Origin of the sequence: Modestobacter marinus, from assembly GCF_011758655.1 — a bacterium.
GTDB lineage: Bacteria > Actinomycetota > Actinomycetes > Mycobacteriales > Geodermatophilaceae > Modestobacter > Modestobacter marinus.
The window spans coordinates 1,980,510-1,995,140 of record NZ_JAAMPA010000001.1 but is presented as its reverse complement, the minus strand read 5'-3'; the positions used below and the strand labels follow the sequence as shown (position 1 = coordinate 1,995,140).

The 14,631-nt window shown below is 76.0% G+C and carries 18 protein-coding genes; 8 read left to right on the top strand and 10 right to left on the bottom strand.

The window, feature by feature from the left end; translation table 11 throughout:
• Positions 1 to 46 precede the first annotated feature (46 nt).
• Positions 47 to 832, top strand: a complete 786-nt coding sequence (locus FB380_RS09470) for an SDR family oxidoreductase (RefSeq protein WP_166754848.1) — start codon at positions 47 to 49, stop codon at positions 830 to 832.
• Between the two features lie 80 nt (positions 833 to 912).
• Here the strand turns inward: FB380_RS09470 and FB380_RS09465 are convergent, their stop codons facing one another.
• The gene (locus FB380_RS09465; RefSeq protein ID WP_166754847.1) at positions 913 to 1,188 is read right to left on the bottom strand and encodes a hypothetical protein; all 276 of its coding nucleotides are present in this window, start codon (positions 1,186 to 1,188) and stop codon (positions 913 to 915) included.
• A complete protein-coding gene (locus FB380_RS09460) occupies positions 1,185 to 2,219 on the bottom strand; it encodes a UDP-N-acetylmuramate dehydrogenase (protein WP_166754846.1) in 1,035 nt (344 codons plus the stop codon). The genes FB380_RS09465 and FB380_RS09460 overlap by 4 nt, the downstream gene beginning before the upstream one ends.
• A gap of 40 nt (positions 2,220 to 2,259) precedes the next feature.
• On the opposite strand from FB380_RS09460, the gene FB380_RS09455 reads away from it, so the two are divergent.
• Genes FB380_RS09455 through FB380_RS09440 form a run of 4 tightly spaced genes read left to right on the top strand, consistent with a single transcriptional unit; the run spans position 2,260 to position 5,027 of the window.
• A complete protein-coding gene (locus tag FB380_RS09455; protein ID WP_166754845.1) occupies positions 2,260 to 3,105 on the top strand; it encodes a class I SAM-dependent methyltransferase in 846 nt (281 codons plus the stop codon).
• Between the two features lie 26 nt (positions 3,106 to 3,131).
• The gene (locus FB380_RS09450; protein ID WP_166754844.1) at positions 3,132 to 3,911 is read left to right on the top strand and encodes a maleylpyruvate isomerase N-terminal domain-containing protein; all 780 of its coding nucleotides are present in this window, start codon (positions 3,132 to 3,134) and stop codon (positions 3,909 to 3,911) included.
• Between the two features lie 2 nt (positions 3,912 to 3,913).
• Entirely contained in the window at positions 3,914 to 4,774 is an 861-nt protein-coding gene (locus FB380_RS09445) for a spermidine synthase (protein WP_166754843.1), read from the top strand.
• A 49-nt stretch (positions 4,775 to 4,823) separates the two neighbouring features.
• Positions 4,824 to 5,027, top strand: a complete 204-nt coding sequence (locus tag FB380_RS09440; protein WP_166754842.1) for a PspC domain-containing protein — start codon at positions 4,824 to 4,826, stop codon at positions 5,025 to 5,027.
• A 27-nt stretch (positions 5,028 to 5,054) separates the two neighbouring features.
• On the opposite strand, the gene FB380_RS09435 is transcribed toward FB380_RS09440, so the two are convergent.
• From FB380_RS09435 to FB380_RS09400, 8 genes are all read right to left on the bottom strand, one after another.
• Complete coding sequence (locus FB380_RS09435; RefSeq protein ID WP_166754841.1) at positions 5,055 to 5,342, bottom strand: DUF2516 family protein; 288 nt, start codon at positions 5,340 to 5,342, stop codon at positions 5,055 to 5,057.
• Positions 5,343 to 5,579: 237 nt separating this feature from the next.
• Positions 5,580 to 6,497, bottom strand: a complete 918-nt coding sequence (locus FB380_RS09430; RefSeq protein ID WP_166754840.1) for a hypothetical protein — start codon at positions 6,495 to 6,497, stop codon at positions 5,580 to 5,582.
• A complete protein-coding gene (locus FB380_RS09425) occupies positions 6,494 to 6,997 on the bottom strand; it encodes a helix-turn-helix domain-containing protein (RefSeq protein ID WP_166754839.1) in 504 nt (167 codons plus the stop codon). The genes FB380_RS09430 and FB380_RS09425 overlap by 4 nt, the downstream gene beginning before the upstream one ends.
• A 58-nt stretch (positions 6,998 to 7,055) precedes the next feature.
• Positions 7,056 to 8,045 (bottom strand): asparaginase, encoded by a 990-nt coding sequence (locus FB380_RS09420; RefSeq protein ID WP_166754838.1) that lies wholly within the window; start codon positions 8,043 to 8,045, stop codon positions 7,056 to 7,058.
• Entirely contained in the window at positions 8,045 to 8,608 is a 564-nt protein-coding gene (locus FB380_RS09415; protein WP_166754837.1) for an RsiG family protein, read from the bottom strand. The genes FB380_RS09420 and FB380_RS09415 overlap by 1 nt, the downstream gene beginning before the upstream one ends.
• The gene (locus FB380_RS09410) at positions 8,605 to 9,474 is read right to left on the bottom strand and encodes a beta-keto acid cleavage family enzyme (protein ID WP_166754836.1); all 870 of its coding nucleotides are present in this window, start codon (positions 9,472 to 9,474) and stop codon (positions 8,605 to 8,607) included. Before FB380_RS09410 ends, FB380_RS09415 begins: the two co-directional genes overlap by 4 nt.
• 58 nt (positions 9,475 to 9,532) lie before the next feature.
• Positions 9,533 to 10,660 (bottom strand): CAF17-like 4Fe-4S cluster assembly/insertion protein YgfZ, encoded by a 1,128-nt coding sequence (ygfZ, locus tag FB380_RS09405; RefSeq protein ID WP_166754835.1) that lies wholly within the window; start codon positions 10,658 to 10,660, stop codon positions 9,533 to 9,535.
• Entirely contained in the window at positions 10,657 to 11,106 is a 450-nt protein-coding gene (locus FB380_RS09400) for a Fur family transcriptional regulator (protein WP_229681851.1), read from the bottom strand. The genes ygfZ and FB380_RS09400 overlap by 4 nt, the downstream gene beginning before the upstream one ends.
• A 63-nt stretch (positions 11,107 to 11,169) precedes the next feature.
• Between FB380_RS09400 and FB380_RS09395 the strand changes: the two genes are divergently transcribed.
• The 3 genes from FB380_RS09395 (at position 11,170) to FB380_RS09385 (ending at position 14,574) form a co-directional block, all read left to right on the top strand.
• Positions 11,170 to 12,015: an aminotransferase class IV gene (locus FB380_RS09395; protein WP_166754833.1), complete on the top strand. Its 846-nt coding sequence runs from the start codon at positions 11,170 to 11,172 to the stop codon at positions 12,013 to 12,015.
• A gap of 70 nt (positions 12,016 to 12,085) precedes the next feature.
• Complete coding sequence (nhaA, locus tag FB380_RS09390) at positions 12,086 to 13,483, top strand: Na+/H+ antiporter NhaA (protein WP_166754832.1); 1,398 nt, start codon at positions 12,086 to 12,088, stop codon at positions 13,481 to 13,483.
• 362 nt (positions 13,484 to 13,845) lie between these two features.
• Positions 13,846 to 14,574 (top strand): hypothetical protein, encoded by a 729-nt coding sequence (locus FB380_RS09385; RefSeq protein ID WP_188959501.1) that lies wholly within the window; start codon positions 13,846 to 13,848, stop codon positions 14,572 to 14,574.
• Positions 14,575 to 14,631 lie beyond the last annotated feature (57 nt).

Genomic DNA, 14,631 nt, shown 5'->3' with positions numbered 1-14,631 from the left:
GCACCCCTGTCGTGCTCTCAGTGTGCAACAGCGCCAGGATGGGCACATGTCCAGCCCCGTCGCCCCGTCCTCCACCAGCACCCCTCCCGGCGGGGCCGGCCGCGTCGCCGTCGTCACCGGCGCCTCCAGCGGCATCGGCGCCGCGACCGCCGAGCGGCTGGCCGCCGACGGGTTCTCCGTCGTGCTGGCCGCCCGCCGGATCGACCGGCTCACCGAGCTGGCGGAGCGGATCGGCGGCCGGGCCGTGCAGCTCGACGTCACCGACCCCGACTCGGTGGCCGCGCTGGCCGCCGGGCTGGACCGGGTCGACGTCCTGGTCAACAACGCCGGCGGCGCGTTCGACACCAACCCGGTGGCCGACGCGGACCTCGACTCCTGGCAGCGCACCTACGACGTCAACGTGCTGGGCACCGTGCGGGTGACCAAGGCGCTGCTGCCGGCGCTGCGGGCCTCGGGCGCGGGTGACCTGGTGTTCGTCGGCTCGACGGCCGGGCTGGTCAGCTACGAGGGCGGCGCCAGCTACACCGCCGCCAAGCACGGGGTGCACACGCTGGTCGAGACGCTGCGCCTGGAGCTGGTGGCCGAGCCGGTCCGGGTGGTCGAGATCGCGCCGGGGATGGTCAGGACCGAGGAGTTCTCGCTCAACCGCACGCGGTCGCAGGAGAAGGCCGACGCCGTCTACCGCGGGGTGCGCGAGCCGCTGGTCGCCGCGGACGTCGCCGACTGCATCGCCTGGGCGGTCACCCGGCCGCACCACGTGAACGTCGACCTGCTCGTCGTCCGCCCGCGCGCGCAGGCCGCCCAGCACAAGGTCCACCGCGAGTCCGACTGAGCCCTCGGCCGGGCCGAGATCGGGCTGAGGGCTGCCACCGGGCACGCCGGCCCAGCACCCAGCCCGATCTCGACGCCGGCCTACTCGGCGTTGCGGTGCAGGACCTCGTAGGCCCGCGTGACCCGCGCCGGGTCGGCGGCGGTGCCGCTCCGCTCGAACAGCGCCTGCGCGTCGGTCACCTCGGCCGCGGTGGCGCTCCCGGAGTTCAGCACCCGGGAGATCAGCCCGGTCAGTGCGGCGTCGGCCTCCACGCGGGCCATCCACCGAGTCAGCTGGGCGGGATCGGCCGGCATGGGGGCCGGGGAGCGCAGCGCGTCGTAGAGGGCGCCCAGCTGCAGGGACTCGGCCGGGTTCACGGGCGCACCGCGGTCGGCTCGGGCACCAGGGTGACGCCGAACTGCTCGCGCACCGCGGCGACCACCTGGCCGGCGAAGGCCATCAGCTCCGCGGCGGTGGCGCCGGGCTCGGTGGTCAGCGCCAGGCTGTGCCGCGACGACGTCCCGACCCGGCCCGCGCGGGTGCCCCGGCCGTAGCCGGAGTGCTGCACCAGCCAGGCCGCGCTCAGCTTCACCTGCGCGGCCCCGTCGGCCCCGATGCCGGCCGGCCAGGACGGGCACTCGGGGACGGCGGTGCCGACCGGCACGACGGGATTGGTGAAGAAGGAGCCGGCGCTGCGCGAGTCGGGGTCGGCCGGGTCCCAGACCATCCCCTTGCCGCGGCGCAGGGCCAGCACGGCGTCGCGCACCGCGCCCAGCGGCGCCGTCTCGCCCAGCTCGACGCCCAGCGCCTTGGCGAGCTCCGCGTAGCTGACCGGGCTGGACTGCTCCGAGGCCCGCAGCCGGAAGGTCACCGAGAGGACGACGTACGCGCCGGGCTGCTGCTTGAGCCGGCTGTCCCGGTAGGCGAAGCCCAGCTCGGCCGGGCCGAACGCCCGCTCGACCCCGCCCGCGCGGTCGTACACCCGCACGGAGGTGATCAGCGCCGCGACCTCCTGGCCGTAGGCGCCGACGTTCTGCACCGGGGTGGCGCCGGTCGAGCCGGGGATGCCCGACAGCGCCTCCATCCCGGCCAGCCGCTGCGCCACGGTGTGCGCCACCAGGTCGTCCCAGGGCTCACCGGCCTCCACCTCGAGCTCGACGCCGTCGGCGGCGTCCCGGCGCGCGATGCCCCGGGTGCGCACCAGGACCACGTCGCCGGGCCAGCCGGCGTCCGGGGCCACGACGTTCGAGCCGCCGCCGAGCACCAGCAGCGGGCGGCCGGCGTCGTCGGCGTCCCGGATGGCGGCGACCAGCTCGTCGCGGCCGGTGACCTCGACCAGCCTCTCGATCGGACCGCCGACCCCCAGGGTCGTCAGGTCCGCCAGCCGGGCGTCATGGCGTACCTGCACGGCACCACGGTAAACGGCCCTCCGACTAACCTCGTGCACCGTGAGCGACCACACCCAGCGTGCGTCGCTGCCCCCCGTCCGCAAGGCCCCCCGGCTGGCCGCCGGCCGCGCCCGCGCGCTCGGGCTGCCGACCCGCGGCACCACGAACGCCAACCGGCTGCGCCGGGTCGACCGCTGGCTGGTGGCCACCCAGGTCGCCCGGCTGCGCGACGCCGCCCGACCACTGGTCGTCGACCTCGGGTACGGGGCGTCGGCGGTGACCACGCTGGAGCTGGTCGACCGGCTCGCCCCGGAGGTCGACCGGCTGGAGGTGGTCGGCCTGGAGATCGACCCCGAGCGGGTGGCCGCCGTCGCCGCCGACCGCGACCCGCCGCGGGTGGACTTCCGGGTGGGCGGGTTCGAGCTCGCCGGCCTGCGCCCGGTGCTGGTGCGGGCGTTCAACGTGCTGCGCCAGTACGACGAGGAGTCCGCCACCCGCGCCTGGGACACGATGCGCGCCGCGCTGGCGCCCGGGGGCCTGCTGGTCGAGGGCACCTGCGACGAGTGGGGACGACGCTCGACCTGGGTGGCCCTGGACGAGGACGGCCCGCTCACCCTGACCCTCGCCGCCCGGGTGTCGGACCTGGAGCGGCCCTCGGACCTGGCCGAACGGCTGCCCAAGGCGCTGATCCACCACAACGTCCCCGGCCAGCCGGTGCACGCCTTCCTCACCGCCTTCGACACCGCCTGGGCCTCGGCGGCCGGGCTGTCCACGTTCGGCCCGCGGCAGCGCTGGGCCGCCGCCGTCGAGACGCTGGCCGCCGACGGCTGGCCGCTGGTCGGCCCCAGCCGGCGGTGGCGGCACGGCGAGGTCAGCGTGCGCTGGTCGGCGGTCGCGCCGGCCTGAGCCACCGCGTGCGGCACGATGACGAGGTGCCCGCCCCCCTGCTCACCCCCGACGAGCTGCACGACCGGTGCATCGCCGCGGTCGTGCAGGACGGCGAGCGGATCGGCGTCCTCGCCCAGGAGCTGGCCGCCGGGCGCACCCCGGCCGCCGGCGGGCTGGACACCGAGGTGCCGTGGGTGGCCGGCTGGACGGCCCGGGATCTCATCGCCCACCTCGGTGCGGTGCACCGCTGGGTCACCGGGATCCTGCGGGCCGGCCACACCCGCGCGCCCGGCTCCTACAGCGGCATCGCCCCGCCGCACGACGACCTGCACGGCTGGTACGCCCTGGGCCTGACCGAGCTGGTCGCCACGCTGCGCACCACCGACCCCGACGCGCCGGCCTGGCACATGAGCCCCGCGGCCGCCCACACCGCCCGGGACTGGGCCCGGCGGCAGGCCCACGAGCACACCGTCCACCGGCAGGACCTGGAGGCGGCCGCCTCCCTGGCCCCCGCCCCGGTCGACCCGGTGCTGGCCGGTGACGGGGTGGACGAGCTGCTGACCGTCGTCCTCCCCCGCTGGCAGCACACCGCCCCGCTGGCCACCGCCCGGGCGTCGGTCGGCGTCACCGCGACCGACCTCGGGCGCGGCTGGACCGTCGAGGTGGCCGACGGCGCCGTCCGCTGCACCGACGGCGCCACCGCCGACGCCGACGCCCAGCTCTCCGGGACGGCGGCCCAGCTGCTCCTGCGGCTGTGGGGCCGCCCGGCCGACGTGACGGTGCACGGTGACCGGGCCGCCGAGGCCCTGCTGCGGGGCCGCTGACCGTGGGCCGACGCGACCGCGGGCACCTCACCGCACTCCCGGGCGCCACCGAGGTGGGCGGCGGGACGGCGGAGCTGCTCGCCGACGCCGACCGGGACGGCGCCTGGCAGCTGCTGGTCAACGGCACCCCGCAGTCCCACGTCGACCTGACCGACCCCGCGTACCTGGAGTTCGAGTACGTGCGGCGGATGGGCCACGTGCTCGACCTCGTCGCCGAGCCCGGACGGCCGCTGGACGTCGTGCACCTGGGCGGGGGTGCGCTGACGCTGCCCCGCTACGTGGCGGTGACCCGGCCGGGGTCGGCGCAGCGGGTGATGGAGCTCGACGAGGCGCTCACCGAGCTGGTCCGCCGGGAGCTGCCCCTGCCCCGCAACGCCCGCGTCCGGGTGCGGGGGATCGACGCCCGGGCGGGCCTGGCCGCGCTGCCCGACGCCAGCGCCGACGTCGTCCTGGTCGACGTCTTCGCCGGCGCCCGCACCCCGGCGCACCTGACCACGGTCGAGTTCGCCACCGACGTGGCCCGGGTGCTGCGCCCCGGTGGCACGACGGCCTGGAACGTCTCCGACGGCCCGCCGCTGCGGTTCGCGCGCGCCGAGGCGGCGACCCTGCGGGCCGTCTTCGGCCACGTCGCGCTGCTCGCCGAGCCCGGCACGCTGCGCGGGCGGCGGTTCGGCAACACCGTGGCGGTCGCCTCGGCGGCGGAGCTGCCGATCCCCGGGCTCACCCGCCGCTGCGCCGGTGACCCGATGCCCTCCCGGGTCGTCAGCGGCGCGGAGCTGGACCGTTTCGTCGGGCAGGCGGCCCCGGTGACCGACGCCGCCGCCGAGCCCTCGCCGCCACCACCGGCCGGCATCTTCGACTGAGTGGCGGCGAGGGCTGCGCCGGTCCGGGCGTCGGCCGTAGGGTCGGGCCATGACCGCTCCCGCATCCCGCCGGCTCACCCGCGACTCCCAGCACAAGGTCATCGCCGGGGTGTGCGCCGGTCTGGCCCGCCGGTTCGGCCTGTCCCGCACCGGTCTGCGGGTGGCGTTCGTCGTCTCCTGCGTGCTCCCGGGCCCGCAGTTCATCGCCTACCTGGTGCTGTGGGTCGTCATGCCGCGCGACGACCGGCGCTGACCACCGCTCCCTCAGGGAGCGGTGAGCTCACCAGCTCGAGTTGCCCCGGGGGAGACCGCGCACCGCGGGGCGCACGTCGACCAGGTAGACGACGGCGGCGATCACGGCCGGCAGGCCCAGGAAGCTGAGCGGCCCCTGCCAGAGCAGCACCAGCGTCGCGATGCCGGTGATCGCCATCCAGCCGGGCTTGGTCAGCTTCCCGGCCGCGACGAAGGCGGCGGCCGGTCGGATGATCGCGTCGATGAACGCCCACGCGGCGAGGGCGAGGGTCGCGTAGAAGACGACGAGGTTGATGAGCCCGTCGATGCCAGCCATGTCAGCAGGATAGGCGCGCGGGGGCTCCCGGCGGCGCCTCGACCCTCGCGGCACCACGGTCCTGCCGCCTGGGGGTGGACAGCACGGCGCCCCGGCACCCGCAGTGCGGGCGCCGGGGCGCGGTCAGGCCCCCGTGCAGGGTCCCGCCGCGAGCTCGCGAGTGGCGGGGTCAGGCCCCCTGCAGGGGCCCGCGCCGAGCGCGCGAGGCGTGGGGGGCAGGGGGTCCTTCTGCCTTCCTCAGCTGGTGGCGTCGGTGCTCTTCGCGGGGACGGCCAGCGGGTCGGGCACCGTGGTGCCCTCGGACATCACCGGGGCGACGGTCGCCGGGGTGGCCTTGGTGGTGCGCTTGGCGGCTGCCTTCCTGGCCGGCGCCTTCTTCGCCGGGGCGGTGGTCCCCCGGGCGCTGCGCTTGGCCGAGTCGGCGACCTCCTGGGTCTCCTGCTGGGCGGCGTCGACGGCCTTGTCGGTACGCGACTTGGCCTTCTGCGCCACCGAGGTCACCTCGTCGGAGGCCTTGCCGATCGTCTCGCCGGTCTCCTCGAGCACGTCCTCGACGGCGTCCTCGACGGCGTCGACGGCCTTGTCGGTGCGCGACTTGGCCTTCTGCGCCACCGAGGTCACCTCGTCGGAGGCCTTGCCGACGGTCTCGCCGGTCTCCTCCAGCACGTCCTCGACGGTGTCCTCGACGGCGTCGACGGCCCGCTCGGTCCGGGCGGCGACCCGGCGGAACGCCGGCTGGGTGCGCAGCTCGCCGACGACCTTCTCGCCGCGGCCGGCCAGCTCCTCGATCGCCTCGAGGGCCTGGGTGCGGGCGTTCTCGACGAGACCGGTGACGGTGCCGAGCACGGTCTCCGGGCGCACGGCCGTGGCGGCCCCGCGGGCCTGCTCGGCGCGGACCCGGGCCTCGGCCGCCGCCTGGGCGGCGCGGGCACGGGCGGCCTCGACGCGGCTGCGGGCCTCCTTGCCGGCCAGGTCGGCCTGCACCTGGGCCTCGCCGGGCAGCGCCTCGGCGCGGGTGCGGAAGGTGCCGACGACGGTGCGGGCGCGGTCGACCGCGACGTCGCCGGCGCCGAGCGCGGCCAGCAGGCCGGTGCGGACCAGGGTCTCGCCCTGCTGCACGAGGGTCTGGTTCTTCAGGGTGTCGGTGCGGCTCATGCCGTCTCCTCCTGCGAAGTGGGGGTGGGTGCTGCTGTGGTGGTGGGCGCCGCCGCCTGCTCACGGGCCAGGTGCGCGGCGTGCTCCCGGGTGTAGGTCTCGTACAGCTCCAGGAGCACGGCCTTGTGCCGCTCGGAGAGCGCCTCGTCGGCGCGCAGGGCGGCGACGGTGCCGGCCGTCCCGGACCGCCGGTCGAGGATCCCGGCCTGCTCGTAGAGCGTCTCCGCCGAGATCTTCAGGCCGCGGGCGATCTGCGCCAGGATCTCGGCCGAGGGCTTGCGCAGCCCGCGCTCGACCTGGGACAGGTACGGGTTGCTGACCCCGGCGCGGCGGGACAGCTCGCGCAGCGACACCTCGGCGGCGTTGCGCTGGGTGCGGATGAACTCACCCACCGAGGAGCTGACGGTCGTGTTCACCGTCGAGGCCTCGGCGGCCGCGGTCGCCACGCTCTCGCGGACCGCGGTCACCTGCTCCCGGACGAACTCCGTGGGTCGCTGCACAGCCCCCACGTTAGCCCAACGTGCTAGCTGCTGCAAGCAGGCTGCTAGCGGCCCGCCCTCAGCCGAGGACGGCGGCCGCCCGGACCTCGCCCACCACGCCCTCGCCACCGCTCACCGGCGTGACCAGCCACCGGGCCAGCGTCTCGGCCGGCACCCCCAGGCGCCGCAGCCCCGCGGCCAGCGCCGGCGCCCGGCCCCGGTCGCCGCCGTCGTCGAGCTTCAAGGCCACGGCCCCGGCCCCCGGCAGCGCCGCGACGTGCACCCCGTCGGCCCCGCCCTTCACCAGCAGACCGTCCACCGCCTGCATCAGCTCGGTGTCCTCCCGGCCGGTGCCGGCCACCAGCCAGGGGTGCGCGCGCATCGCGTCGGCGACCCGGCGCCCCGGTGTGCCGGGCTCGGCCTGCACCAGCGACAGGACACCGCGGGCCAGCCCGGTCAGCGAGATCGCGTGCTGCGGCGCACCGCACCCGTCGACCACGACCGCGGCGACGGGCTCGCCCGCGGCCTCGCCCAGCCGCACCTCGATCGCCTGCTGCAGCGGGTGGTCGCGGTCCAGGTACCCGGCGGTCGGCCAGCCGGCCGCCACGCAGGCGGCCAGCATCGCCGCGTGCTTGCCCGAGCAGTTCATCGCCAGCCGCTCCGGCGCACGACCGGCCACCAGCCACTCGGCCCGGGTGCGCTCGTGCTGCGGCAGCGCCGGCGGGCAGCCCAGGTCGTCGGGGCCCAGCCCGGCGCCGGCGAGCAGCTCGCCGGCGAGCGCCCGGTGCTCGTCCTCCCCGTTGTGCGAGGCGGCCGCGATGGCCAGCTCCCGGTCGTGCCGGGGCTCCCAGCCCGCCTGCAGGTACGTGGTGGCCTGGACCGGCTTGTTCGACGAGCGCGGCAGCACCGGCCGGGCGACGTCGCCGACCTCCAGCAGGGGTGCGCCGTCGGCACCGAGCACGACCAGCGCCCCGCGGTGCACCGACTCCAGCACGTCGACGCCGAGACCGGCCCGCCAGACCTCGACGAGCACCGGCTCGTCGGCCCAGCGGCTCAACTGGTCGCCCATCAGGCGCGGTGCCGGGACTCGTCGGCCAGCAGCTGGGCGACGTCGGCCAGGCCCTCGCGGTAGCGGCGGGCCAGCTCACCGGCGACGGTGTCCATCACCTGCTGCACACCACGGCGCCGCTCGGACAGCGTCCGCTCGCCCTCGCCGAGCGCCCGGGCGGCCTGCTCCAGCTGGTCGTCGGGCAGGGACGGGACGTCGGACAGGTCCACCCCCGGCGCCAGCCCGTTGACCCAGGTCTCGAACTGCTCCGGGGACGTCGGCTGGACGGTCTGGTGCCGGCCGAGCCCGTGCGCGGGGCCGCGGCCCTTCTCCGAGAGGATCTCCGGCAGCAGGTCGACCAGCGAGCGCCCGTCGTGCTCGGCCCGCCGCTGCAGCTCCCGGCGGACGATGTCCAGCCGGCCCTGGAGCAGCCGCCGGGTGTAGGAGAGGTTGACCTCCCCCTGCTCGGCGCGGTGCCGCAACGCACGGACGTCGGCCATCGGCAGCTGCTGGACGCCGTCCAGGAAGGACGGGTCGAGCAGCTCGTCGACACCGGCACCGCCGGCCGGGAGAGGGGCAGTCATCGGGGGACCTCCGCAGGGGTGGGGACGCGCGTGATGCCCAGCAGCTGCCGGGCCTCGGTCGGGGTGATCGGCGGGCGCTGGGCGATCCGGGCGAGCCCGGCCGCGCGGGCCACCAGCTGGGCGTTGTCGCGCACCGGCTCGCCGGGGGCGTAGGTGAGGGTGTCCTCCATGCCGACCCGCAGGTGACCGCCGGCCGACAGCGCGGCGAGCATCACCGGCAGCGAGGTGCGGCCCACGCCGGTGGCGGCGAAGGTGGCCCCGGGCGGGAGGAACGGCAGGCAGGCGGCCAGCGCGGCGGTCGTCCCGGGCATCCCGCCGGGCACCCCCATCACCAGGTCGACGTGCACGTGCCCACCGGCGGGCGGCCCGTGCCGGTCGAGCAGCCGGGCGAGGGTGGCCAGCTGGCCCAGGTCGAACACCTCGTACTCGGGGACGACGCCGCGCTGCTGCATCCGGGTGTGCAGCTCGACGATGAGGTCCCAGGGGTTGTAGAAGACGTCGCGGCCGAAGTTGACCGTGCCCAGGGACAGCGAGGCGGCGTCCGGCGCGGCGTCCAGCACCGCCAGCCGGGCCTCGGCCGGGTCGGTGACCGCGCCGCCGGTGGAGAGCTGGACGACCAGGTCGGTGGCCTCCCGGACGGCGGCCACGACCTCCCGGACCCGGGGCAGGTCCAGCGTGGGCCGGGTGTCGGTGCCCCGCACGTGCAGGTGCAGCACCGCTGCGCCGAGGGCCTGGCAGTCGCGGGCGGTGGCCACCACCTCCTCGACGGTGACCGGCAGGGCCGGGACGTCGGCCTTGGCCGACTCGGCGCCGGTCGGCGCCAGGGTCAGCAGGGTGCCCTGGACGCCGACCGGGGTGCTCACCATCCCGCGTCCCGGCTGCGCAACCGCTCCACCCCTCACTCGCTGGCGCGCGCTGCGATGCTCACGAACGCGTCGACTCGGGCCGCATCGTCGCAGACCGGACGGCGCGCACGCGGTCGCGGGCCGCCGCCCGGGTGTCGTCCAGCTCCGCCGGGGCGTCCTCGGGGTCGATCACGGCGACCGCCTCCCCGACCCGCAGGTCGGCGTCCGGTGCCACGGACTGCTTGACCAGCGCCAGCGCGATCACGCCCAGCTCGTGGTGGCGCACCACGCTGCCCACCCGGCCGACCTCGCGCGTGCCGGCGGTGACCGGGGTGCCGGGCGCGGGGAGCACCTCGCTCATCCCGTCCAGGTGCAGCAGCACCTGGCGGCGCGGCGGGCGGCCGAGGTTGTGCACCCGGGCGACCGTCTCCTGCCCGCGGTAGCAGCCCTTGTCCAGGTGGACGGCGGTGCTCAGCCAGACCAGCTCGTTGGGGATGGTGCGGTGGTCGGAGTCGATGCCGGCGCGCGGGCGACGGGCCTCCACCCGCAGCGCCTCGTAGGCGTCCAGCCCGGCGAGCACCGCACCGGCGGCCAGCAGGGCGTCGGCCCGGGCGGCCAACTCGGCCCGCGGCAGGAGCAGGTCGACGACCGCGGCCGTCCCGTCGCCGATCGCGGGCATCCGGCGCACCCAGCCCCCGCCGTCCAGCGGCGCGACGGCGTGCTCCGCTCCCGGCACCGGCCAGCCGGCCGCCGCGAGCACCGCGTCGCCCTGCGGCCCGACCAGGCTCAGCAGGGCCCAGTCCGCGGTGCGCAGCTCGGGCTCCACCCGGAGCATGAACCGCATCTTCTGCAGCCACCCGGCCAGCGCCGCACCGGTGCCCGGCTCGAGGTCGGCCCAGGTGGTGCCGGCGAGCTCGGTCAGCACCGCGTGGTGCTCGACCCGTCCGTTCGGGTCGAGGAACAGCGCCTCGGTGCCGGTCGCGTCGGGCAGGTCGCGCAGGTGCTGGGAGGACAGGTCGTGCAGCCAGCTCAGCCGGTCGGGACCGGGGACGGCGACGACGTCCCGGTCGCTGCGGTCGACCAGCCCGGCGCCCTCGGCGAGCCGGCGCTGCTCGGGCAGCGGCTCCCCGTAGTGCGCGGCGACCGAGCCACCACCGTCGACGTCCAGGGCGACCGCGCCGGGGCGCTGCAGCAGGGGCGAGCTCATGCGTCCTCCTTCTCCGCGCAGGCTCGACAGGTGCCGGACAGCGCCACGTGGCCCACGTCCAGGGTGAAACCCAGCTGGGCGCCCAGACGTTCCGCGGCACCGTCCAGCAGCGCGGGGTCGACCGACTGGACCTCACCGCAGGACTGGCAGACGACGTGCAGGTGCGGGTGCTGGGCGGCGTGGTAGATCGGTGCGCCCTTGCCCAGGTGGGTGTGCCAGACGAGGCCGAGCCGCTCGAGCAGCTCCAGCGTCCGGTAGACCGTCGAGGTGTCCGGGGCGGCGCCGCCCGGGCCGGCGTCGGCCCGCAGCCGGGCGCCGATCTCCTCGGGGGTGCCGTGCTCCAGCGCCGCGACGGCGGCCAGCACCCGCTGCCGCTGGCTGGTCAGCCGCAGGCCGCGGGCCCGCAGCTCGGCGGCCAACGGCGGCGCGCTCTCCGGTCCGGACACGGTGCCGAGCCTAGTTCGCCGGTACGGCATGGTGGACGTCGTGACGAAGGCAGGGTGGGTGTCGTGACGAACGCGCGGGTCGTGGTCTGGCGGGACGGCGCGGCGACGGTGGTCGCCCCTGACGAGCCGGTGGTGACCGGGTTCGACCTCGGGCTGGGCCGGGGCGACGGCGTGTTCGAGTCGGTGCTGGTCACCGGCGGGGCGACGCCGCACCTGGACGCGCACCTGCACCGGCTGCGCCGCTCCACGGCGATCATGGCGCTGACCCACCCCGGGGACGACGCCGTCCGGGCCGTGGTGGCCGCCGGGGTCGCCGACTGGCCGGCCGACGTCGAGGGGGCCTGCCGGGTCCTGCTCACCCGCGGCCTCGGCGACGGCACCGCGCCGACGCTGCTGGCCCTGCTGGCCCCGGTGCCGGGGGAGACGCTGCGGCAGCGGGAGGAGGGGATCGCCGTGGTCAGCCTCTCCCTCGGCGTGCCCGCCGACGTCCGCGCCGGCGCCCCGTGGCTGCTGGGTGGGGCCAAGACGCTCTCCTACGCGGTGAACATGGCCGCCCTGCGGCAGGCGCACGCGGTCGGCGCCGACGACGTCGTCCTCACCTCCGTGGAGGGCCGGCTGCTGGAGGGGCCGACGTCGACGGTCGTCTGGGCCGCCGGCGGCCGGCTGCACACCCCGCCGGTGGAGACCGGCATCCTGGCCGGCACCACGCAGGCCCGGCTCTTCGACCGGGCCGAGGCGGCCGGGTGGCCGACCGCGGTCACGCCGGGATCGGTCGAGGACCTGCAGGCCGCCGACGCGGTGTGGCTGCTGTCCGGCATCCGAGGTGCGGCGACGGTCACCCGGCTGGACGGCGTCTCCCGCGGGGACGCCGGGTTGTCCCGGCAGGTGCGCGAGCTGCTGGCCCGGTAGCCTCGATCGAGGTGCGCCGGGAAGTCTGGTCGGCAACTCTCTTCCCGACCCTGCACATCGGAGCCGCCACGTGACCACACCCACCCGCCTGTTCAGCCGGGGGTCCTACCCAGAGGCCACGCGCATCGCCGCGATCCTCCGCAAGGAGACCATCGGCGGGGCCCTGCTGCTGGTGGGCACGGTGATCGCTCTGATCTGGGCGAACTCACCCTGGGCGGAGTCCTACGAGTCGCTCCGGGACACCCGGGTCGGCCCCGAGTCGCTGCACCTGGACCTCACCCTCGGCACCTGGGCGGCCGACGGGCTGCTGGCGATCTTCTTCTTCGTGGTCGGCCTCGAGCTCAAGCGCGAGTTCGTCGCCGGCGACCTGCGCGACCCCCGGCGGGCGGCCCTCCCGGTCGCCGCCGCGGTGGGCGGCATGGTGGTCCCGGCCGTGCTGTTCGTGCTTCTGAACCTGGGCACCGGCGACGGCGCGCTGCGCGGCTGGGCGATCCCCACGGCCACCGACATCGCCTTCGCGCTCGCCGTCCTCGCGGTGATCAGCACCCACCTGCCCACCGCGCTGCGCACCTTCCTGCTGACCCTGGCCGTGGTCGACGACCTGCTGGCGATCACGGTCATCGCGATCTTCTACACCTCCGAGCTGGCGGTCACGCCGCTGCTGCTCTCGCTGGTCCCGCTCGCCGTCTTCGGGTTCCTGGTGCAGAAGCGGATCCGCCACTGGTGGCTGCTCATCCCGCTCGCCGTGATCACCTGGGTGCTGGTGCACGAGTCCGGGGTGCACGCCACCGTCGCCGGGGTGCTGCTCGCCTTCACCGTGCCGGTCATCCGCAGCCAGGCCGCCGGCGGTCCGGACGCCGGACCGGGCCTGGCCGAGCACTTCGAGCACCGCATCCGCCCGATCTCCGCCGGGTTCGCCGTCCCGGTGTTCGCCTTCTTCGCCGCCGGCGTCACCATCGGCGGCCTGTCCGGCCTGGTCGAGTCGCTGTCGGACCCGGTCGCCATCGGCATCGTCGTGGGCCTGGTGGCCGGCAAGACGATCGGCATCGCCGGCGCCACCTGGCTGGTCTCCCGCTTCACCCGTGCCCAGCTGGACGAGTCGCTGGGCTGGCCCGACGTCATCGGCCTGGCGATGCTCGCCGGCATCGGGTTCACCGTCTCCCTGCTCATCGGCGCGCTCGCCTACGGCGAGGGCTCGCTGCGCGACGAGCACGTGAAGGTCGGCGTCCTCGTCGGCACCCTGACCGCGGCCCTGCTGGCCTCGATCCTGCTCAAGACGCGCGACCGCCGGTACCGCCGGATCGCCGAGATCGAGACTGAGGACCGCGACCAGGACGGCGTGCCCGACGTCTACCAGACCAAGGACGGGCGGGAAGTCCGCACGGTCGACGACGCGGCCACCCACGACCCCGACTGGAAGGGCGCACCGCCGCCCGGGCGCACGACCGGCCCGTCGTCCGACACCTGAGCGGACCCGGCCGCCGACACCTCGGAAAAGGTCGTTGCCGAGCCCTCCTCCGCGTCGTACCGTCGTGGCACACGAGAGAGGAGGTGGTCCCGAAGTTGATGACTTACAGGACACGTGAGGTGGCTGTCCGCTAGCCGCACTCCAGATGGGCCGCCCGCCCAGCGCTCGTGGAAGACCCACGGGAGCTGAGCGACGGCACTCCCGCCCGTCCGTCGATGGCGGCAGGCGAGAACCGGACAGTCACCCGACCCTCGGGCTGCCGACGTTGTCCAGTCGGCCCGCGAGCCGCTCCCCACCACGGTGGGTCCAGCGCCGCGGAGCAGCCCGGGGGTTGTCCGTTTGTCGGGGGGAGTTGTCGCCGCGTGCAGTTCACCGGCCGCTCCGTCGCCCTGGACACCTCCGCCGGCATCTGGCTGGCCGAGTCCGCCGCGGCCGCCCCGCCCTGCACCGTGGCCGCGCTGGTCCCCTCCTCCTTCGAGGCCGTGGCCCGGGTCCTCCACCCGGCCGTCCGGTACGTGGGGGACGACGACGTCGAGGTGCCCTGGGCCTCCGTCGCAGCCGCCAACGGCACCACCGTGCACCCGCTGATGCAGTGGGGTTCGGTGACCGGCGCGATGGAGTACTTCGAGAACGACGACCAGTCGCCGCTGTGGCACGGCGCCCCCGCCCGCGGCCACCTGCCCGCACCGGTCGCCGAACGCCTGGTCGCGGTGCTGTCCCGCTGGACGACGACCCCCGACGTCTGCTGGTACGCGGTGGCCCAGGGCGGCGCCGTCCTCACCGACCACCCGACGCTGAGCCTGCCCGACCGCGAGTACTGGCTGATCAACGGGCCGATCGAGCTGGCCGCGCAGAACATGGCCGCCGAGCCGTTCGAGCAGAGCGCCAACCTGTGGTGGCCGGCCGACCGCGCCTGGTGCGTGGTGACCGACATCGACCTGGTCAGCACCTACGTCGGGGGCAGCGCCGCCTGCCTCGCCGAGCTGTTCGACGCCGAGGGCCTGGAGGTCCTCCCCGCGGCGCCCGGCCAGCGCACCACCTGGGACGCCGACCAGGTCAACCCGACCCCACCCGACGCCCCCGACCTCTGACCGCGCCCCTCAGGACCACCAAAATGGCCATTTTGGTGGTCCTGAGCGTCACCGCAG